This is a genomic window from Pseudomonas sp. S1(2024) (assembly GCF_046557535.1).
This window is the reverse complement of record NZ_JBKGFP010000017.1, coordinates 87730-108591: the sequence shown is the minus strand read 5'-3', so window position 1 is coordinate 108591 and position 20862 is coordinate 87730. Positions and strand designations below refer to the sequence as shown.

Here is a 20862-nt window from a genome sequence, read left to right as displayed (position 1 = left end):
CGGTTTGTCGTCACCGGCATACTGGTCAAAAGGAGAGCGCCATGAATCTGAATCACACCCCATTGATCGATGCATCTGCCGAGTACAAGGAAGCGCTTTGCGTGCTTCCTGGTTCCAGGGGTAGCTCGCTCACTGACTTTGATCGCACCCTGTCCCAGATGGAGGGGGATCTCAAACACCAGGCCATGAACTGGCTTCTGGACGGCGCGTTTCTGTGGCAGAAGCGCGACCTCTTGGACTACCTGGTTGAAAACGGCGTAACTCAGCAGCCTGGCTTCTTCAGCGACCTCTCTGGCGCATTGACGCTCTACACCCGTGTTCGCACCGCGAATCTTGCCCATAACGACAAAATCTTGGGCTTCATCGCCCTCCTCCAGGATTATGCCGCGACTCTGGGTGATGAGTTCAAACGCGAGGCCGTTTGCCACCTGCTGCCTCGCAGTGATCGGGCAATGGTCGTTGAAGAGGATTACCGCGAGGAATTCGAGCAACACCTGGATTTGTTCAGAATGGTTTTTGGCAAGGATGTATTTCGGGATCCTGAAATTGGCAATATGCTGCTGTGCCACATTGCGGAAAAGCCTAGCCATGCCTGCAAGTACGGGCAGGTTTTCACCACCCTGATCAAGCACATTGGTGACGATTTTCGCTTCAACGATTATGACGTGACAGCCCGCTTGCTAGAAGACAAGGCCTATTGTTCACAGCCTTTTTTCGACGCTCATCAACAGTGCGTTGCAGGCCTCTTGAGTCAACTAAAGCGTCCCGCCATGCACAGCGCATCACTGGTGAAGCTGGTAAGCGCCATGGGGCACGTTGTCCTACCCATCCTGGCAGGCGATGAGCGTCTTCCTATTGGCTCAGGCGTTATGAGCAATCTCAATGCCTACTTGCTCTATGGCAAGGAAAGGGGTCAGGCAGGCCTGGCCAGCCATCGCCAGATTCACGAAGCGTTGGCCAGGCGGGTGCTTAGCCACCCTGCCTTTGCAAGTCAGGTGTCAATTGCACCGGATTTGCGCTCAGTTCCTGCTAACCCCTATGCCGGTTTGACCACAATCGTGGCCAGGCAGGAGGGCGTCAGTCTCACACTCAGGCCTGCAGAACTTGAAAGCTTCAGCGAGATGATTGCTGAAACACGAGATTTCACTGCAGAAGACCGCCGCGAGTTGCACGCCTTTCTGAAGGAGCAAGTGGGTTACGAAGTCCTGAGTGCCTATGAGCGTGCCCGCAAAACCAGCCCGGAAAACCCAATTGTTTGCATGATGGCTTCCCTGGATCCAGAGATGCTTGTTGACGCTTGCCTGATACAGGTCTGCTATGAGCAGATCCTTAAGCACGGCTCGAAAACACCACCTAGCGCAGCGGATGCCCCCCTGCTTGAGGCTGCGAGAAGCGCAACGCGCAATAACAGCGCAAACCCTCATGCGAAGTTTTACAAGGCGACACGCTGCCTGGTCGAACAGATGGACGACGCCAGAATCATGGCGCATCTACCCAAGAACAAGCGCTTTGCCCAGCAGATGGTGATGAGCAATTTGGTCAAGGATCGGCAATACATTGCCCTGCTCACCCCACGTCAGCAAGAGGACATGCTGAGCAAAGATCTGGGTCTATGAGCGCACCAGCCCCTGAGCGGCGCTGAGCTCTTCACGGATCGCGGCGGTGCGCTGCTTGATGTGGTTGTAGGCATTTACGCCCTCGGTCACGATCGGCATCACCAGCTCAACATTGGGTTCTGGCATCTGCCCTGGCGACAGGGCATGCACCGCGCTTTTCAGGATCTGGGCGTGGTTGATGGTGTTGGTGTTGGTGTCAGTCATGCGATGCCTCCACAACAGCCCTGACCGGGCCATCTTTGAATGTGAGTGTGAGTAAGGTTCCTGCGGGTGCCTGGGTCGAAGATGTCACAAATCCGTCCGGGCTCTGTGCATAGGCATAGCCTCGCTGCAAAATGGCCAGGGGGTTAGCAGCCATCACTTCGGAAATCCACTGATCGGCCTGAGCCTCAGCTTTGTCCAATTGCTTGTGGGCATGGTGAAAAACCAGTTCAAGATCCTGATTCGCCTGCTCCATGATGGTTTGCAGGGCGATCTCGGTATGAGCGCGCAACTGATCCATCGACCGCTCATTGCCAGACTCGGCCTTGTCCAGCTGCATTTCAGCGGCAGTTACCAGGCGCTCGATGTCGCTATCCGCCCGCGCTTCAGCGTTGCTTAACTGTGCTTGCGCATGGTCAAACAGCTGGACGATGCGCGTGTCAGCGTCATGCTCTGCCCGGTCGAGCACCTGATGAGCAATACGGGTGAGATTAAGAAAGTTTTCATGAATCTCGTTTGCTGCTCGGACAATGGTTTCCTTGATATGGGAAATCACCAGGCTGGGCGTTGCGAATCGGCTGTGGGCCACCTCATCGAGCAACAGCTTATCGCGCTCATGACCAATGCCAATCATCACCGGCATGGGCGTGCGGCAAATGGCATGTGCCAGGCGCCTGTGATTGAGCTGGTAAAGCCCTGACTTGTCACCTCCTCCTCTAATGATGATGAGCGCCTGGTAGGGCAGCGCTCGATGCATGTTCACCACCTTGGCCATCGCATCGACGATGAGGTCGCCGGGATTTTCCCCTTGAAACGCGCAATGAAAGTAGTCGAACTGACAGATGCCCAGGGCATGAAGGCGATCAGCCTCCACCCGAAAGTCACCAAGCCCTGCCGCATCGGGCGGCGAAATCACTGCCAGGCGCGTGAAATCATCAGGCATGGCCAGGTTTTTGTTGAGGGTGTAAACGCCCTTTTCCTTCAGAAAAGTGCGAATGTCCCTGAGTCTGGACTCCATGTCACCCAGCGTATAGGTTGAGTCCAGGCCGAGCACCCGCAGCTTGAAGCCGAAGCTTTCGTGGAAGATCGGCTTGACCTTAACCAACACCTTCATGCCCGATTGAAGCTTGTTGCTGGTCTCCGCCTCAAACCGTGTCACATGCGCCGCGTCTCCTTTCCAGATCACGGCACTGGCCTTGGCAACTTCACGGCGATTGCCATCGTATTCAACCAGCTCCAAGTAACGATGAGCCCCAGCAGAAATGGATAGAATTTCGGCGGTAATCCAGGCCTCGGCGAAGGACGAAGTAACGACATCCTTGACGCCGCCCAGGTAGCGAGAGAGGGGTGTGGACTGCATGTGCTTTCCCAGATCGGTACATGCAGCCAGTATAACGCAGTGAGCAGAATATTATGCGGCGATTATCAGGCTTTCGGGCCCGGCGCGGAGGCACCGTCAGGGCCGGCAGGGCCATTGCCCACATCCTTTGAATGCTCCTGCTCCTTTTTCATGTCATGCGCATGATCTTCAAATTCATTGAGCTTCTTCTCCATTTTGGCGACAAGCTTGTCGTAGTCCGCGCCATAGCCCGAAAAGCCATTGGACATCTCTTCATTGCCCTGACCAAATACCTTTTTGAGCATATTGATGATGCCTTCGACCATTTTCTTGAAGGTCAGGTAAATCGCATCCGCCTCGTTGTACGGTTGCTCCTGAGGCCTCATGCGCTCAAACGCGTTAGCCATCTGCATGGCTTTCTGCCGTTGCAATGCGTTGGGGTCATCATTTGCGTGCGATTCCTTGAACTCGGCAGCGGCCCGCATGGCGTTTTCGAAGCCCATGTTCCGTGAGGCCTGGGTGGTAATGTTTTCTGCGCTGGGGTCGCTGGGCAGCACAGCGGACAAGGTGTCAATTTTTGCGCTGACAAGGCCTGCAGCGCCCCCAGAGCCCTCCAGCAGGGGTGCGGCATTGCTTTTCAGGGAAGGTTCAACGGCTGACGCGGCGGGATTGCTCATGGGAAACCTCTTTTCTTTGATTATGCCATGACCAAAACGCCTGTTCCAGATTCTTCGTTTTTTGTGTATATTGTCTGACGACCGCCGAATGATGATGGCTCAACCAAGGCCAGGAGGGATCATGTCACACCGCACATCAAAAATCTGGGGCTGGCGGCAGCGGTTCATCTATCGCCTGAATGACGTTGTGGCCATCCTCTGTGTGATCGCGTTGGTGGCGATATTGATCATTCATGGCTTTATCAAAATGCGGCTGAGTGTCTCGAAAACCCTAGCCATTTTGAACTCAGATGACCTCGGTGACGCCCCTGAGCCATTCCATGTTCTCAAATACATACTCTGCCCTGAGCAGGGGTGCCAGACCTTTGAGGGGTACATAGGGCGGAAAATTCAATCTATGAGTAAGTGGCCTATCACAAACAAGGATGGTATCATAACCGCCAACATGAAACTTGCCATGCTCAGCAAGGCGGTAGAAATTGACTGTCTTCCCGCCAAGTTCCAAAAAGGGCCATTGCTGATTTCAATGCTGTCGTGGTCATCTTTCCTTAAAGTCGGCCCCTCCGCGTACGAAGACCCCTACTTGCTTGAGCTGCTCGTCGCAACCGATAACTTCCCAGAACAGCCCCTGCAAAAGAATTCCCTGGATGCTGAATCCATCAGAATCATTGACACTTACTCGAAGTATCCGGATCGGTGGATGCGCGCTGACAGGTCGGCACATGACACGATTGATCCGTTAGTATCGCTCAAGACACTGCTGCATGACCTGGCACATGCCGACCTGACCGAACAGGAACGGTTCAAGAAACTAGAGGAAACCATAACCCTGTTGATCGATCACAGACTTGACATGGAGCCCTGTCAAAACGACCTGGAGATTAGGGTCTTGCAAGAGCTCTTGGACAATGGCCTGGGGATTTACCACGTCCGAGTAGAAGATCGCCGAAAGGTTAAGGCAATGAACATTGCTGCAGAAGGTATTAATCTCCACCTGCTGCAAAGACTTGGCACCAAGCAACAAGTCGATCATATCGCCAAGACCCCTTTCCGTGGTTATTCTGAAGATGATCATATTTGCATTTTAGGTTTTTTAAGTTCTCGGCCAAAGCTGTTCGAGCGACTTGCTGGAAAGTGGAATGTAACACCAGAAATGGTGGCTAACTATATACGCTCCGGGGCATCGCGAAAGCCGATTTTTTTTGATCATCCATCATTCATCGACAATATCCCCATGCTGGTCGCGGACTACCCTGATGTTGCCTTGAGCATGATAAACAATCATCAGTTTGATGGCCGTACTTTGACAATCAGTAGCGCATTACTGTCAGAAGCGGAAAAACTACCCGAACTTCCAGCCAAAATCACCAAACTCTCGGCACTGAGTCTTATTGAGCGAGCACGCCGTAAGGGATGCTTCTATAGCCTGGCCCAGCTCAAGCGTAGGGACATAAATACTGTGCTCCAAGCAGCGCTGACGCCAGATCAATATACCTTCATCCGGAAAAAATTGATGGTCAGCTCCAACAATGCCGATCTATCGAAATTACCTGACTCCGTCCTCGAAGACGTGTGCATGGAGGAATTGGGGCTTTGAGGTGGAGTAGGGCCTTGCTCCTGTGGGAAACTGAAAAGAAAAAGGTTTCCCCATGCGCAAAAGCACCTGGAGGGCCTACCACGGTAGCCCATTTTGCATAGAGCGATTTGACTATGCCTTCACCAAGCACGGCGACGATATCTTCGGCTCGGGCTTTTATTTTGCAACCCACCTCGACGAGGCTCTCAAGTATGCATCGGACAAGTCCAGTCTCAGCACAGACCAATTAAGGATAAACCCGACCATTCACATTGCTGATATAACCATGAAAAACCCATTGCCTTCAGACTACGAAGGCGAAATCACCCAGGCCCAGGTGCGCGAAATCATCCGCCTTGCTCCTCAGGAATCCCGTGAAGAGGGGCTGTGGAAGTGGGGTGATCTGGGCAGTGACTCGCAAGCTTCAGTGATAAGCGATGCGGCACCGGCCTATGCAGGCTTCCAGTCAGTCCTGAGGGGCTTGAACAACCTCTCCAACGATTTCTTCCAGGGGGAGATCCGCGCCTTCAATAACGCGGTGCAAAAGGTACTGGGCTATGATGGCGTCATCCATCGTCTTGTTGATCGCAAAAACTATTTCCTGGTCGCCTGGTTTCCTGAGCAAATCCAGATCATCGAGCGCACACCTGCTGCCATCATCCGACGCAACCTGCAGCTAGCTGAGGCAAGCCGCCAGGGCGACTCAGACCCAAGCCCTTGAGCATTGGGTCATCTTCAGACCTTGCGGTATACTCAACTTTTTACCAGCAAGGTCAACCAGGATGAGCAAGAAAGACACTCCGGTCTTCGAACTCCACAAGCTGATGATGCACAATACTGAAGAAGGGGTTCGTGCACTCAGTGGCAAGGGCGCGAAAAAACTTACGCGCCAGCAGTTGATCCGGGATGTCGCGCATCATGAGCCCCAGTTTATGGAGTCGCTCAACTTCATCATCATGGCTGAAGAGCTGCTTTGGAGTCGCCGTAGCAAGCGGGTAATCCTGCCGGAAACCCCCGAAATTTTTGAACGACTGCTCAATGCCGAATACACCATGGCAAGCGCAAAAGGCTTCAACCTGCCCTACTCCTCGTTCACCCTGGCGATGCCAGCGGGCCTTAAACACCGGGGCATCGAGCTACCCCCTTGCCTGGTTGACTATGGCCCCTACGAACAGTCTGACGCTCGGATCATCCATCCGTTTTGCGACTACATCGACGCCCCTCGGTCGGATGTTCATATTGAAGATTGCACACCGGGCGCTTACTGCCTGAGCATCACCTACCGTGAGGCGGGAACAATGGCCTATGCACGGGCAATGATCTCCGATGATGACCTCCCGACCATTCTGGAATCTACCAGCCCGCAGGAGTGCCGAGAGCGCATTGGCGATTATGAAAAGCTCAAGCGCCTGGTCGAGATGAACGATACCGACTACGAAATCCAGTACTGGCTACTGCGACTGGTGTCAGCCATTGGCATTTATCACGTGGCTACATCAGGCCAGCATTTGCACGAAGGCTTCCCTGGGAAAAAGCCACCCACGCTGATCAACAAGGATCCTTCCCAAATGATCCTGATGTCTTACCTCTCGACCGCCACTAGCACCGAGATCAAGCCGGCAATCAAGAAACCGGTGCTGGCCAAGGAGGCCCTGTCGCTCGACTCCGCCTGGCACTTCAACCAGAGCACTGGCAGCAGCTATGATGAAGATGAGGCTGATGACAATCCGTTCAGCCTGTATTTTGCGTCCGGAGGACAATAAGCAATGCGCGCCAAAGCCCTGGAAGACCTAGTAAAGCACCTGGAGTACGCTCCCGTGGAGTGCGATGGCATGGCGCGGCTGGTGGCCACAGTACTCACGCAACACAAAGTTGCGTATCAAGGAATGGCAGGCACGATCACACCCAAAGGCTGTGACTACACGATCCCGCACTTCTGGGTGCAGGTTGGCGAACTCGTGATCGACTATCGGGCGCAAATGTGGCTTGGGGATGGCAAGGACATCCCCCACGGGGTGGTCAACCTATCGGATTACGCAGCGCTCTATCAGGGCGAGCCCTTTCAGCTTGATCCATTGTCTGCGACGCTATACGAGATTATGAAAATGCCGTTTCCCATTGAACTGAGAAACGGCTTTCGCGAATCTGAAGGGCCGGGCAACTAGCGGCTATTGCAAGGCCGCTTCACTGTAATCCAGGTCAGTAATCAACTGTCGCATGGCTTCATCGTCAATCAAGCGTTTGCGACGCAGTTTGAACAGCGCCTTGCGCTGCACCCCAATCGCCTTGAGGCGCAGGTCTCGCTCAAGGGCTTCCATCGCCTGGGCGCGCTCCCGAACATTATCCACAGAGTCCAGCGCATCCACATCCTGGCGATAGTCCGCCATGACCCGCGCCAGCACTTCGGTCATCATCACTGCTTCACCCGCATCCTTGCCGATCGAGTGAGTGTGCTCCCATTCCTCAAGAAAGCGGATAACTGCGCTGGAAGCTGTGACTTTTGCCAACAAAACCTCTTTCGCCTGGGATTTCTCGGCATCACCCTGAACAAAGCGCAGGAACACCGGAATCCCCAGTGCGCCAACCACCAGTGACAAGATGATCACCCCCATGGCAAGGAAGATCATGATGTCCCGACCTGCGAACAGTTCACCTGCGATCACTACCGGTACCGACATGACCGCCGCCAGGGTGATAGCCCCTCGCACACCCGCAACCGTCATCAAGCCGGAGACCAGCGCATCTTGCTCGGGCTTGTGCGGCGTTCTGGTAAGGCGCTTGTACAGCACAGTCAGCTTCTTGTAACCGTAAATCCAGACAAAGCGGGTGACAAAAATCGAAGCCGTGATGAGCACCACATACTCCGAGAGGTCAAAGAGGCTGAAGGTGTTGAGGTTGTGGTTGCTCACCGTCCCCTCCAGAATTCCAGGTAGGGCGTTACCCAGAATCACGAAACATGCACCCTCCAGCAGAGCGACGATCACATGCACGACCGATCGGTTCAACATGCGGGTCTGGATATTTTTGGGGAGCATCTCCAAGCGGGACTGCATCCAGCCAGCGCCTACAGCGGCCAGAATGCCTGACAGGTGCAGGTGCTCTGCCATGACAAACGCGGCAAAGGGCACCAACAGCATCAGGAACACCGGGGTAATCGGGTCAAAGAAGCCCCGCGCCGCCATCATCGACTTGCCTTTACCGACCAGCCAGCTGATCGCCCCGCCGACCGCCAGGCCGCCCACTGCCATGAGGATCAGCTTGAAACCCGCCTCTACCGGAGAAAACACACCTGACAGCAAAGCGGTAATTGCTACAGCAAAGAGCGAAAGAGAGCTTCCGTCATTGAGAAGACTCTCGTAGCCCAATTTACGACTAATTCGTTCTGGTAATTTTCCATGCGCCAAAGCCGCAACCGCCACTGCATCAGTCGGCGCCAGCACCGCCGCCAGGGCGAAACAGGCGGCCAGTGGAATCACCGGCAACAGGTAATTGATGAAGAAGCCGCACAAAATGACGGTCAATACCACCAGGCCGATGGCCATGCCCAGCACGGGCCCGCAGTCCTTGGCAAAGGAATTTTTCGGCAGTGAATACGCTTCTACCCAAATCAGTATAGGGATGAAGAGAACCATGAAAATTTCAGGCTCAATTTCAATGCGAACCCCATAGCTTGGAATCGCAATCAACGCCCCCAAAGCAATCTGCAGGAACGGTAGCGGGATTGGTAGCACGTTCGCCAGGATCCTGGCGAAACCCACGGTCATGAACATCAAAAAAATCAGGTTAAGCAGCTCCATCAACCACTCCCGGCAGACAATTTTCAGAATTGACGCAATATATGGCCAAATCGTCAATGTGTCAATTACAAGCCGAGCCCTTCCTCAAGCGCTGCTGCAGCATACCGCTCTCCGCCACTGGGGTGCAGCAATGCTTGCTCGTGAGTGAGCGCCCGCTCTTTGACCAGATAATCCAGGCTGGATTTGGAGAGTCTGTTAAGGGCCTGCAGCCCCAGCTCTTTTACCGTGAGGCGACACACCAGCTCAGCTACGCTTTTGCACGCATCATCGCCGACCACGAGCATTTCATTCACAAATTTGCCCGGCTCCTCCACGTCCAGGTAATTGGCCAACGTTTGAAGACCAATAAAGCTCAAATCTAACTGCTGAATATTGGGTAGCCAACGCCTGACTGCCTCATTCTGACCAAAAAGCTTGGCCTGGTACGCGAACACAGTGGCCAAATCCGCCTGCGGTAGCTGCAGGTAAGCATTGGGGAAGGTCAGTTTTTCCTGAGCCTGCTGGGAGATTTCCAGCCCCGCCTCGTTAAGATGAGGAAGGGCGGCAAAGAACTCGCAGAGGTTCATCATGGCAACCATGTCTCGAACAGCATGGCCCGCCCTGATTCTCAGACCCAAAGCCACCCCGGCTGCATCAGGCCACTGCGGAAAATACATTTCATGCGCAGGCGTCCAACGGCGCATCTCAAGCTCCAGAAAGAGCTCGGCATTGATACTGGTATCACCCGTCTGTTGACTGGTATCAATGCCCTTTAGCAGTTCGTTGGAAATGAAGCTCCCGCTGCCTGTCAGCATCGCCAGCCTCAACAATGCATCTCTACCCTGGGAGGAAGCAAGGATCAGCTGCACCACGAATCTAGACAAAGTGTCCTGGCCACAACCGTTGCGTGCAAAATCCTGCAGAATGGCCTGGTAGTTTTTCTTCGAGAAAAAGTCACTGAAGATTGTGTCAAAATCCGCTTGGATCAAATCCGATCGCAAGTGTCCGTAACGACCGAGGTAGCCATTTTTTTCGAGGTATTCGGTCATTTTGGTGAAGTGCTGAGCGTAACGGACGGACATGTGCGACCCCTTTTTCTTTTAAACACTATAGGCCAGGCCTTACCCAGAGCGCAAAAGCGCTTGTTTGATACACGCTTTAGAAATATATTGCAGCAACCCGAATTTTGGAGTGTCCCATGGAAAACCCTCAAGATTTCACCCGACCGCTCAAACCTGACCCCCGACTGACCTTGCACTTCATCGCCACAGGCTTTGGCTCTGGTTTGCTTCCAAAAGCACCCGGCACGTGGGGGAGTATCGCGGCACTGCCATTGGGCATGGCCCTGCTGGAGCTGCCCACCTTGTGGATGGCCATCGTCATTCTGGTCGCTACCGTGGCAGGCATCTGGGTTTGTGATCAGGTATGCAAAGACCTGGGCACAACCGAGGATAACCAGTCGATCGTCTGGGACGAGTTTGTTGGCATGTGGTTGGCCATGCTGTTCATTCCTGGGCAGCATCAACTGGCCTGGGCATTGGTCGCTTTCGTGCTGTTCCGGATCTTCGATGTCCTAAAGCCAGGCCCTATCGGTTACTTGGATCGCTCGCTCAAAGGTGGGTGGGGCATCATGCTCGACGATGTGGCTGCAGGTTCATCTGCCATGCTGGTGGTGCTGGGCCTGACCTACGTATTCGCCTAACCCTCGCTGCCGCACCTGGTGAAACTCAGCCACCCAGTGAGATTTCCAGGGTGTGCTCCAACCATGCGGCCTCGATGATCGCGTGGTACACCGCCTTGATGTCACACGCATAGAGCCCGGAGGTGGAAAAGGCATTGAGCTCGACCACCTTCGGCACGCCATTTGAAATGGCTACGTCGCACGTGTAGGCAATATCCACTTGATAGGCATGGCTGGCCACCTGTTGCGCCAACGCCTGACAGGCATTGTCGACTTCAGTGGAGATGTCGATCTCGCCGCTGACCATGTACCTCGACCCTGCCACCACCTTGCGGTTAACGATCACAAAGCGGTACTCAGCCTCTACAAGCACTCCTCGGCTGACCAACGTCAGTGTTTCAACCGGCACATTGGTGAGCTGGCGCAGCGCCGAAAACTCCTGGGCTGCCTGGTCACGCTTGATGGGAAGGCCGGTGAAAGTCTTCGCCCCTGAATCTGGGCGGATGAACAGCGTTTCTGACTGAAACAAGTCGAAGAGCCATTCAGGCTGCCTTATCAATTGCGCGTAGGGCACGAACACATGCTGCTCGTTCAGTAGCCACTCGGCGGGCAGCTGATGCATGTACTGGCTACAACGAAACCGCTCATCGTCATAGTACGCGCCAGGGGTATTGCTCTTGTGAACGCGCATGAAATAGCGGGTAAACGGAATGCTGCCGACAATGACCAGGCAGGCGTCTGGGGTAAACAGCGGGGCCGATGGGATGGCATTCACCGCAGGTTTGACCGCCACCTCCACCTGATGCCCTAGCTTCAGCAACCACTCTGGCAGCCACAGCTGATTGTTTTTTTCCAGCTGCGCCCGGTCAAACAAAAAGCAGGTTTTTGAAGTCAAAGCTGCCATTGGAAATTCTCACCATAACGTTTTTGCGGTATATTGACTTAAGCACGTATTTTACGACAGTTGAAGAGCTATGACACGATCTCTTTTCAGCCTGGAGGGCAACACCTGCCGGCGCGTTGCCTCATGGCTACCCAGCCTTGAGCGGGATTTGCAGCGCCTCATGGAGCAGCATCTCAATACATTTCTTGGCGTGACCTTTCTGGCCAGCGAATGGACAATGCACGGCCAGGTTGAAATGCGGGTGGACACGATCGGCATCGATGGCGATGGTTTTCCCGTGATCATCGAATACAAGAAGGTGGGCTCGGACAATATCCTGAACCAGGCACTGTTTTACCTGAGCGCACTCAAGCAGCGACAAGGGGATTTCACCGAGCTGGTGCGATCCCAGCTGGGCGAGCACATGGCCCAGGCCATTGACTGGAAGGGAGCGCGGGCGCTGTGCATTGCCCATGAGTTTCACCCCTATGATCTGAACCTGCTGGATCAAACCCGCGCCAATGTCGACCTGGTGACCTTCGAGTTCTTTGCCAACAGCACGTTTGAGCTCGATATCGTCAAAAGCCACCGGATCTATCGCAAACCACCTCCACAAGCGCCTGCGCCGCGCTCACGACTCACTTTCGGTGAAATGCTGACCTTCGCTTCAGCACAGGTGCAAAGCCTTGCCAGGGGCCTGCAGGAGGCCCTGGGTCAGATTGATGAGGGACTGTATTTCGTCGATTGCAAGGACGGCCTCATCTTCAGCACCTTGAGTGCCGAACTAGGGCGCGTCCACCTCAGTGGCTCGATGCACCCGAAACTCAAGGTGACCATGCATTCTCATCCGAGTGAAAGCCAAGCCCTGGCATTTCCAGGACTCAAGGTTGGTCAGGGTGGCAGTCAGGTCACCTTGCGCACTGCGGAGCAGCTGGATGCGATGGTCGCATGGATCACCGACCAGGTCATGCAGTCAATGCGCTAGGTTGCTTCCCCTCGCTCCGGAAGGGGTAGAATGTGGAAAAGGAGAACCTCATGACCGCACTCATTCACCCGATCGCCATTGAAGCGCAAGCGCTCTGTCACGACATGACCAAATTGGCCTACGACTACGGTGAGTATGAAGACTACATCACCAAAGGCAAGGCACTGAAGGCAGCAATCACGCAGCTGGTTGACCTGGGTGAATACGGGGCACTAGGGGAGCTTTTCAAGCAAACATCGCTCATGCTGGAGCCCTCGACTTACGAAAGGATTGTGGGACGTAAGCCCTATACTTCTCTGCATCTGAGGTTTGAGGCATTGGTGTTCCACCTGGAAAATTTCGGCGCGCATCCTGGGGAAACCCGCCAGTTTGTCTGGGGAGATGCTGCCCTTGATGACCTACTTGTCAAATCCTCACTCAGATCAGAACTACCCACCAATTTCATGGGGGCAAGACCCTGGTTGAAGCTCGGTGGCCAGTTGGCCAAAACGGGAAGCGTAGCAGCGTGGGATCAGCTGTTTACTCGCATGAGTGAAATCGAGGAGATCGCCCTGTTCGTCCAGGGAAACGCCGTCCTTTCTCTGGCGAGCTTCCCACCGGCAGTGCTTGTCGAGCATGCCGAGCTGTTTGATCGCCATATCGACCGCTATGTGGCAAACAGTGGGTCGCACGCCCGATATTTTACGATCGATCGTGAATACTCCCCGTTGAGCGTGCAAGGCACGGAGTTCTATGACGCGCTGTTTACCCTGGGTCGTGAGGAAATTGCCTACCGTTACATGAATAATGACATCTTGGATGAGCACAATATCTTCAAGACCCAGTTGCTCATGCATAAGTATCAATGGATTCCAGATCATACTTGGACAGGTTTTCGAGACAAGCGTCAACACTGGGGCCGCAACGAAACGACCAACAGCATCATCCTCTATTTGCTGACCTTGGAGAATGAAACCGCAGATCTGATTTTCAGTACACCCCGCGAAGTGTTCAAAGCACTCAGCTACCACGGCACGACCCATGACTTCGGTACCATCGAGTTTCCTGCTCGAAAAATCGAGGCCCTGATGAACACCGCGTTCGACCTGATCAGGGGAAGGGACAAGTACCAGCAACTCAAAGCCGTAGGCTTTTCAGATGAGCAACTGGCACTGTGTGAACGGCTCAACCAGGAGCGCCTGGAGAGGGATTTAGGGCTCTAGATCGGGGGCAGCGTGCAAAAGGGCTAGATGGCCGATCCTTTTGCCCCATCCTCCTTAAAGCCCGAGATCCAAAGCCAGGCGATCGGCGATTACGGAGGGCGCCGTCGCATATTTGCGATCCTCATCGAGAAGCCTGCACTGGGCCAGGCTATGGCTGAACATTTTAGCTTGTTGCTCCACAGATAATTTTGGCAGGATCTGGGCAAGCACACTGCGGTCAGCCTTAAGGCGGTCTTCATATTCGAGCATCGCCGCATCAACCCCCTTCATCGCGAGGTTGAACACCTCAAGCGGTTTGAGATCCGCCGTCAGGGATTTGAATGGCACACGCGTTTCGATCTCAGCGCGCAAGTTCGCCGATTCAGAGCGCTCCAGGTGGTGCCTGAATTCGCGCATCGTCAGCTGCGCCAGGTGGGCGGGATCTTTCATGTAGCTGCGAAGACCCGAGTTCAACAGGATGTCGAGGGTGTCAACGACCCTTGGCGTGTCCCTTTGCGCACGTCTCATGCTGTCAAGGGTCGCCCTGATCAACAGCAAGGGGGTAAATTGATCCGATCTTGCCAGGAGCGGCTTGCTGGCCGTGCTTCGCACGGGCTTGTGCGACGCCAAGGCATCATAGGTCAGCGAGAGGTCAAAATTGTCGGCGATACGCTGAATCGAGTCGAAGTCGCAATCAACGATTCGCCCCAAAAGGGTCTCGAAAATCACGCCATGCGCGGCCAACGGCAGGGCATGGGTATCAAGTTCATGCTTGTCCTTGTCATGCGCTAGCACCATCGCCGCCGCAAAGGCATTGCGATAATTGGTGGGGTGACGAGGTGTCAGCTGCTTGAATCCTTCAAAATCGGGTGTCCTCCCCAGCAGTGGGAGCAGGTTGGACATGCCCCGATCAATTATCATGGCCAAGCCCTTGGCATACTCGGGGATGTTGGTGATGTCTCCACCAAAGTAGGAGCCAGAACCCCTGCCCATGTGAGCGATGTGCTGGGGAGAGCGATAGAATTTTCGACCGCCCATTCTTTCGAGTTCTTCTACCACCTGCAGGAAAATCGCCTCATCAATCCTACCCTCGGAGAAGGATCGGATGGCGGCGCCCAGGGGCTGTAATGCCCTGGAATAGCGCTTGCGTGCCGACATGACCTCTTCCACCGTGGCGGCCAGGCTTTTGGCCTCCATCAGGTTCTCGTAGCGGTCATAGACCACCAGGTCGATGGCATCGTTTTGCGTAAGCACGGCCAGTGCCTCATGGCAGCCATAGCCAGCATTGTCGATCAGGGCTTTTTCAAGCGCTGTTCGCAGGTCGTCGCCACCTCGGACATAGGACTTCGAGCTTTGCTTGGCATAACCCAGGCACTCAGGTTCTTGCTCAGTGCGCTTAAGCAGCCATTCGGCATGCCCCACAGCACGCTCGAAGGCGCTCTTGCCGCCGCTGAATTTACGGAATCGTTCGTCTTGGTCTTGGCTGCTGGCTTGCATGGGTGTGTTTCCGATCTCATTGATAATTCAGTATAGGGGCGGCGACTGACAATAAAAAAGCCCCGCAATGCGAGGCCCTTACAATCACTCACCCTATCAATGTTACTCGAACTCAACAAGGTATCGTATACAACCTTGATTCAGTTTGTATACAATAAATTCATTATTTGAGACCCCGCTTTTCCCGCCGATCGCGTAAGTCGAGTCGGTGCCTGGGGCCGGCAGATTTTGGCTCGGGCCCCGTGGAATGTGCTCTTTGCCCATGGCCACGTCGGCCAGAAACATAAAGACTTCTTTTTCTCTTGCGCCAGCCCACCAACCTGTGGCATAATTGAGAGACTTCGTACTTTGGTCTGAATAATATACGCCATTCCCGAACATTCTGCCACATACGAAAGGCGAGCTGGTGGGCGGAATTACGAAGCCACTTTTCAAAATTGACAGCACATTGCCGGGGCGCGTGCCGTGCCACAGGAATTTGATATTCCCCAGTGGGCGACCTTCTTCTTCAAAGGCCTTGGTCATTGCATCAATATTGACCTCGTAGACCCGCTTGATGCCCAGGCCGTAGGAGGCATGCATTTTCTGACGAGTCGATTCGAAGAAATCGGTGATTTTTCTGATCACCGCCTTGTCTTCAACCACGTTGATTTCACAGTTGAAGATTTTCTCAACCTCGATTTTCACTTCGGCATCATCGCCGCCCTGGGCCTTCTTCTTGCGCAGCTCTTCCACCTGGCCGATGGAGGCCTCAAGGTCATCCAGGATGCCGTTCTGCTTCTGGATCGCTTCGCCGTCCGGCAGCACGCCGGCAACCGAGAGCTTTCTGCCAACCTTCTGCGGAATCAGCATCAGGTAGCTGGCCAGCAGGGCTTTGACTTCGTCGCTGTCAAAATCCTTGGCTTCGATGTGAACGCTGAGCTTGTTGAGCAAGTCGCGGGCGTCCTTGATCGACTCCAGGGTAACGATGCCCAATGGCGTCTGGAAAAGACCGGTGTCTTCGTCGTAGGTCAGGTCGGTATTTTTCAGAATAGAGTGCACGTTGGCGTTGACAAGACGCTTGATGAGGTCGGAAACCACATCTTTGTGATGGGTGCGGATCTGCTCGGACGCCGCCATTTCCAGGGCCAGGCGTGACATACCCGCCTTGCTCTTGGTCTGTGCGATACCCTGGAAGGGCTTGTACCCACCCTTAATCTTCTCCCGGACTTTCGAGTCAATGAAGCGATTGGCTTCGTGTTCACTGTTGAATCGTTTCAATGGCTGATTTTGGCCATTGCTCCCGATACGGCCATTGACAACCTGGCAGCTGAAGTCTTCAAAACAGGAAACCTCCCACCATTTATTGTTGTTTTCACCAATATCCGCCTTAACCAGCATCTCTTTACGAATGACTTTCATGCCCGCCACCTCACACAGCTTTGGTCAGGTTGACGTCATCGATGACCGAGGATTTGTACAATTGGCCCATGAAATTGTGGAACGCCTGGTCTTGGCGGAAGCTGTCGGTGTAACCATGGATCTCGACCTGGTCTGCACCGCCCGCTTCCGGGTGGTAACGCACCACGCCTTTGTGCTGGCCACAGAACTGGGTAATGAGTTCGACAAGCTCGTCCTTTTCGTCCTCGTCGGCATCGGGGTTGTAGGTAATGCTGAGCTTGAATTTCGGGATCAGGCCGACGTCCGAACCGGCTTCAGGAATGCCGCGAGGATCCAGGAGGATGTAGGCATGGTAGCCATACTGACCATCGCCGATCAGCACCGAATCGATGCGGTACAGGCGCTCGATCATGTCATCGGGAATGGTTGCGCCCGTACCGACCAGAACGAACTCATTGATGACCTTGGGCTGGTTTTCATCGATGATCCCATGCAGCTTCAGCACGCCGTTTTGGTTGACGAAGCCAATCAGCTCTTTGGGGTGCTGGAACGGATGGCTCTGGATCTCGACGACAGAGACATGCGGGCCTTTTTTGAAATCGGTGTCTTTGATGATGTACGAAAATTGCTTGAGGTGAGACATTTCCAGCTCCAGTTTTTCTTGTCGTTCTAGGCTTTCAGTGTCTCATTTTTACCCTCAAATATCAATATACGCGATACTCGTCACAGGCCAAGGTCACGAGCCAGAAACCCTTCTTTTTGAGCGTCTGTGGTCTCAACCAGCTGCATCCATTGCACATCATCCAGCACCCCGGATTTCCTCCAGTGGGCCATCAGCGATCGCTCGGCGCCAGCCAGGATGTCCCAGTACTTGGGCTGGCTGAGGATCAACAGCATGGCGGTCTTGGACATGTTGCGCGTGGCCTCACTGCTGCTTTCACGGTGCAGGCCGACCAGTTTCAGAATGTCCCCTCCGGTAAACATCTCCGCCAGGTCAAGGTAGCTGTACAGGGCCTGGGCTGGATTGGTGCTGTGGTAGCGGGACTCCCTGAAGGCTTTCGGAAAGGCGACCTTCAGGCCAAATTCCTCCTTGAGCCAACCATACATCCATGCCTCCCGCTCTTGATAATTGGCTAATTGGCCAAACTGCGCAACAAGATCCGACCTACCACAATCCCGCAGCAAGCTGATACCCACGCTGCAAAGGTCGTGGAGCGACCCATGTTGGATCAACCAAGCTTTACCGCCCTTGTGTTTGCACGTCTTGTCGTACACCCACTGGCTGATATCAGGTCGGACTTTGTTGACGCTAGGTAATCGATCAAAACGTCCGCCGTGAGCCATCCCCCATTCGAACAAATCATCCATCTGCTCCATGAACAGGTCGGGGAAATATTGCTCGCTCGCGGTGGCGTCGAGGATCCCTCGGACAAGATTGCCCTGAGCGCCATAGGCTTCAACCATGTCCTGAATGAATGCCCGCGAGGAAGGAGCGTAGGCGTAGAGCCCCAGGAGCATACTCTGAAACAGGGTGCCCGAATCATGCTGAATCGGTTCCAGCAGATCATAGTTTAGTCCCGTGCTCTCCAGGGTTTGCCACAGGAATTCCCACTGAGGGAGCTGCCCGCAGTTTCCGCTTTGCTCGAACTCTCGGAACAGCCCCCACGCGCTCTGTTTGGTGGATTTTTTGGCCATACGCTTCACCCTTTTTCTTTCAGTGTACGTGGGGCAGGAAGGCTGAAAGCAAGCCGGGGTGCGCAGCACCCCGAATCATGCGACTGCCCTGCTTGCCCAGCAGCCTACTTCGGGCAGACATCACTCCGAGGGCGATCCACGGGACTTCTGCTTGGAGTGAACATGAGCACGACAGCACCAATACCAAGCGCCGGCACCAATCCCGCGACAATCACCAGGAACCAGGGCGCTGCCAGCAGCACTGGATTGGCAAGGGAGACCATGTAATGGCCGAAATCCTTACCCAGATTGGCAAGTTCAAATGCCAGGATGGGCATAATCGGCATCAATGCGAAAGCCAAGATCCAACGAATGGGGTTGCGCGATATCTTCATTTCAAACACTCCTCTCTGTCATTCTCTGGCCAGCGTGAGGGCTGGCCGTTGTTGGTCAATGCTCGTCAAGCTGCTCTTGCCCGAGATCCTCAGCCGGCAATTCCTGCACGCGGCGCTTGACCTCATCCAGGCTGGTTCCACGCCTGGCCAAGTCCACGACGACGCCTTTGAGATTGCCGACCTCGGTTGTTGCCAGACCGTTGCCCTGCTCGCTCGCCAAACTGAACCAGGCCAGTGCTTCTACCTCAGCCGGATGAGCAAAACCGGTCAGGGTGGGTTTGTATTTTCGAATGAGCAGGCCGTTGGCGTACTCGTACATCGCAGTAGGGTCTCCGGAGCGCGCTGCGCGCAGATAGAACTCAGCCGAGCCCTGTGTGCTGCCCGATGTCTTGGCAGCGGCGAGAAGGGCCTTGGAGAAGCCCTGGGCGACAGCAAACGACATGGCCTCTTTGGATGCCTGCGGATCTGTGCGGGCGACAATCCGGCTGTAGTAGTACGCCGCCTCACCTGATCCACCTCTGTACGCCTTTTCGATCAGCGCAAGGCCCTTAGGCTTGTCATTGAGGTGGGGCTGCGCCTGGTTGGCATAGAGAAAGCCGAGTTGCATCTGCGCCTTGAGGCTGGTTTCGGCGGCCTCCTCCAGCATGGCCAGGGCCTCGGCGTCCGAAACATCCCTGCGCAGGCGAATCAAGCCCAACACGCGCTTGGCCTCGTCCTTGCCAAGCTCCGCCGACAAGCTGATGTAATGCTCGCCGATCGCCGCATTCTGCTCCACGCCGTCGCCCTCGATATACTGGCGACCCAGGGCATACAGACCATCGGCATCCAGATTGCTGGGGTCGGGTTCAGCCTGCGGCTGCAGGGGCTCGGCATCAATGACCGGCAACTGATCAGGCGGAATGAAGGTGCTGACCGAATCGGCGCCGTAGACAGCATAGCTGTCCTGCTCAGGGCTTGTGGAGGCGTCCACTGGCTCCTGGATCAGGATGACGCCGTAAGGGTTTTCCGTCACAGGCGCCTGAGCGCGATCTACTACAGGAACGCTGCTGTCGGGCAGCTGAGCACAGCCGGCAAGCACGGAAAACATGAGTGCAGCAGGAATCGCATATTTCATGGTCGGATAGGCCCTTGGCGCCTGGGTATGAAGGTGAGTGATCATCTGGCTCAAAGGCCAAGATCAAAGATGAGAAAGTCTTCGTGAAGCTCTTCCAACTGCAATGCCACGCGTTTATCGAGGCCATGTTTTTCGACCAGCAGGTTCATGAAGGTGAAATTGTCCATGCCTTGTATCCGCGCCCCGCGACGATAGACCTCCAGAATCATGCGAAGCTTTCCGGTGGTGAGCAGGTCGCGTTTCTCGAAATCATTGAGCGCGGCCACCAGAGGTTCCAACCTCACTTCGTCGACATGCGGAAAGGGGCAGGCTGTCATTGCTTCGGTCTGCAAGTACACCGCGAGAGCCGCTGAAAAATCCGAGGGCCGCGCTTTCCAGCGGCCCGCGTTGGCAGCGAAGTGCGAGAATTCCCTGGGTGTGGGTCGCCAACCCAGCACCGCGTCCAGATGGGCAAAATGCTCGGTACCTCGCCACTTGGTATTGATGCGCCAAATAGCCAGTTCCCGGCTCCTCGGGCATGCCAGCGCCTCAAGCACCCTCGCTGCCTGATGCTCCGACGCTTCAGTGCGCAGCGCCTCGTCAATACCGCCGATGGCGCAGTAGGTGTTCGCCAGCAGATCGTCGAGCCCCTGGAAAAAGTCCAGCAGCGGCTGTTCAGGGCGTTCCGGTATAAAGCCAAGCAGGTCGAAAATGCAGGCCACGGCGCGCTCATCCTCGGCACACTGATCAACCAGGTGGGTGAAGATCGAGAGTGGCAGTGTGCTGTCGCCATTGGCGAATGCGTCAATCACCGCCGTGGCTATTTTGGGGGACAAAAACATGGCAAACCTGGCTGATGTCCTCGGGAGGCCCACATGGTAACAAACCTAAACCCAATATACGAGTAA

21 protein-coding genes are annotated in these 20862 nt (G+C 54.8%); 8 read left to right on the top strand and 13 right to left on the bottom strand.

Translation table 11 applies throughout. The features are described from left to right. The first annotated feature begins 41 nt into the window (after nt 1–41). Nucleotides 42–1616, top strand: a complete 1575-nt coding sequence (locus tag ACLCGK_RS06860) for a hypothetical protein (RefSeq protein ID WP_410951596.1) — start codon at nt 42–44, stop codon at nt 1614–1616. Here ACLCGK_RS06860 and ACLCGK_RS06855 read toward each other — a convergent pair. The 3 genes from ACLCGK_RS06855 to ACLCGK_RS06845 all read right to left on the bottom strand — a co-directional run bounded on the left by ACLCGK_RS06855 (nt 1611) and on the right by ACLCGK_RS06845 (nt 3833). After that, nucleotides 1611–1820 carry a hypothetical protein gene (locus ACLCGK_RS06855; protein ID WP_410951595.1) on the bottom strand — a complete coding sequence of 70 codons (210 nt, stop codon included), beginning with the start codon at nt 1818–1820 and terminating at the stop codon, nt 1611–1613. The genes ACLCGK_RS06860 and ACLCGK_RS06855 overlap by 6 nt on opposite strands. Next, nucleotides 1813–3177: an exodeoxyribonuclease VII large subunit gene (gene xseA, locus ACLCGK_RS06850; protein WP_410951594.1), complete on the bottom strand. Its 1365-nt coding sequence runs from the start codon at nt 3175–3177 to the stop codon at nt 1813–1815. The genes ACLCGK_RS06855 and xseA overlap by 8 nt, the downstream gene beginning before the upstream one ends. A gap of 65 nt (nt 3178–3242) precedes the next feature. Beyond that, nucleotides 3243–3833, bottom strand: a complete 591-nt coding sequence (locus ACLCGK_RS06845) for a hypothetical protein (protein WP_410951593.1) — start codon at nt 3831–3833, stop codon at nt 3243–3245. Between the two features lie 121 nt (nt 3834–3954). Here ACLCGK_RS06845 and ACLCGK_RS06840 point away from each other — a divergent pair, with 121 nt between their 5' ends. The 4 genes from ACLCGK_RS06840 (at nt 3955) to ACLCGK_RS06825 (ending at nt 7574) form a co-directional block, all read left to right on the top strand. Next, nucleotides 3955–5430, top strand: coding sequence for a hypothetical protein (locus tag ACLCGK_RS06840; RefSeq protein ID WP_410951592.1), 1476 nt, complete (start codon nt 3955–3957; stop codon nt 5428–5430). A gap of 52 nt (nt 5431–5482) precedes the next feature. Continuing rightward, a complete protein-coding gene (locus tag ACLCGK_RS06835; RefSeq protein ID WP_410951591.1) occupies nt 5483–6130 on the top strand; it encodes a hypothetical protein in 648 nt (215 codons plus the stop codon). Nucleotides 6131–6191: 61 nt separating this feature from the next. Then, nucleotides 6192–7172, top strand: coding sequence for a hypothetical protein (locus ACLCGK_RS06830; RefSeq protein ID WP_056797838.1), 981 nt, complete (start codon nt 6192–6194; stop codon nt 7170–7172). A 3-nt stretch (nt 7173–7175) separates the two neighbouring features. After that, nucleotides 7176–7574 (top strand): hypothetical protein, encoded by a 399-nt coding sequence (locus ACLCGK_RS06825; RefSeq protein ID WP_056797836.1) that lies wholly within the window; start codon nt 7176–7178, stop codon nt 7572–7574. Nucleotides 7575–7577: 3 nt separating this feature from the next. Here the strand turns inward: ACLCGK_RS06825 and ACLCGK_RS06820 are convergent, their stop codons facing one another. Continuing rightward, nucleotides 7578–9206 (bottom strand): Na+/H+ antiporter, encoded by a 1629-nt coding sequence (locus tag ACLCGK_RS06820; RefSeq protein ID WP_410951590.1) that lies wholly within the window; start codon nt 9204–9206, stop codon nt 7578–7580. A 65-nt stretch (nt 9207–9271) separates the two neighbouring features. After that, nucleotides 9272–10267, bottom strand: a complete 996-nt coding sequence (locus tag ACLCGK_RS06815; protein ID WP_410951589.1) for a hypothetical protein — start codon at nt 10265–10267, stop codon at nt 9272–9274. Nucleotides 10268–10383: 116 nt separating this feature from the next. Here ACLCGK_RS06815 and ACLCGK_RS06810 point away from each other — a divergent pair, with 116 nt between their 5' ends. Beyond that, nucleotides 10384–10887, top strand: coding sequence for a phosphatidylglycerophosphatase A (locus ACLCGK_RS06810; protein WP_315695138.1), 504 nt, complete (start codon nt 10384–10386; stop codon nt 10885–10887). Between the two features lie 25 nt (nt 10888–10912). On the opposite strand, the gene ACLCGK_RS06805 is transcribed toward ACLCGK_RS06810, so the two are convergent. Further along, nucleotides 10913–11770: an ATP-grasp domain-containing protein gene (locus ACLCGK_RS06805; RefSeq protein WP_410951588.1), complete on the bottom strand. Its 858-nt coding sequence runs from the start codon at nt 11768–11770 to the stop codon at nt 10913–10915. Nucleotides 11771–11840: 70 nt separating this feature from the next. On the opposite strand from ACLCGK_RS06805, the gene ACLCGK_RS06800 reads away from it, so the two are divergent. Both ACLCGK_RS06800 and ACLCGK_RS06795 read left to right on the top strand, forming a co-directional pair. Continuing rightward, complete coding sequence (locus ACLCGK_RS06800; protein ID WP_410951587.1) at nt 11841–12734, top strand: hypothetical protein; 894 nt, start codon at nt 11841–11843, stop codon at nt 12732–12734. A gap of 50 nt (nt 12735–12784) precedes the next feature. Then, entirely contained in the window at nt 12785–13936 is a 1152-nt protein-coding gene (locus tag ACLCGK_RS06795) for a hypothetical protein (protein ID WP_410951586.1), read from the top strand. 54 nt (nt 13937–13990) lie between these two features. On the opposite strand, the gene ACLCGK_RS06790 is transcribed toward ACLCGK_RS06795, so the two are convergent. From ACLCGK_RS06790 to ACLCGK_RS06760, 7 genes are all read right to left on the bottom strand, one after another. Continuing rightward, the gene (locus ACLCGK_RS06790; RefSeq protein ID WP_410951585.1) at nt 13991–15412 is read right to left on the bottom strand and encodes a hypothetical protein; all 1422 of its coding nucleotides are present in this window, start codon (nt 15410–15412) and stop codon (nt 13991–13993) included. A gap of 102 nt (nt 15413–15514) precedes the next feature. Then, nucleotides 15515–16813 (bottom strand): WGR domain-containing protein, encoded by a 1299-nt coding sequence (locus tag ACLCGK_RS06785; protein WP_410951584.1) that lies wholly within the window; start codon nt 16811–16813, stop codon nt 15515–15517. Between the two features lie 10 nt (nt 16814–16823). Then, nucleotides 16824–17435, bottom strand: a complete 612-nt coding sequence (locus ACLCGK_RS06780; RefSeq protein ID WP_410951583.1) for a hypothetical protein — start codon at nt 17433–17435, stop codon at nt 16824–16826. Nucleotides 17436–17515: 80 nt separating this feature from the next. Beyond that, complete coding sequence (locus ACLCGK_RS06775) at nt 17516–18487, bottom strand: hypothetical protein (RefSeq protein ID WP_410951582.1); 972 nt, start codon at nt 18485–18487, stop codon at nt 17516–17518. A 104-nt stretch (nt 18488–18591) separates the two neighbouring features. Continuing rightward, a complete protein-coding gene (locus ACLCGK_RS06770; protein ID WP_410951581.1) occupies nt 18592–18861 on the bottom strand; it encodes a hypothetical protein in 270 nt (89 codons plus the stop codon). 55 nt (nt 18862–18916) lie between these two features. After that, complete coding sequence (locus tag ACLCGK_RS06765; protein WP_410951771.1) at nt 18917–20020, bottom strand: tetratricopeptide repeat protein; 1104 nt, start codon at nt 20018–20020, stop codon at nt 18917–18919. A 5-nt stretch (nt 20021–20025) separates the two neighbouring features. Next, nucleotides 20026–20796, bottom strand: a complete 771-nt coding sequence (locus ACLCGK_RS06760; RefSeq protein ID WP_410951580.1) for a hypothetical protein — start codon at nt 20794–20796, stop codon at nt 20026–20028. Between the last annotated feature and the right edge of the window lie 66 nt (nt 20797–20862).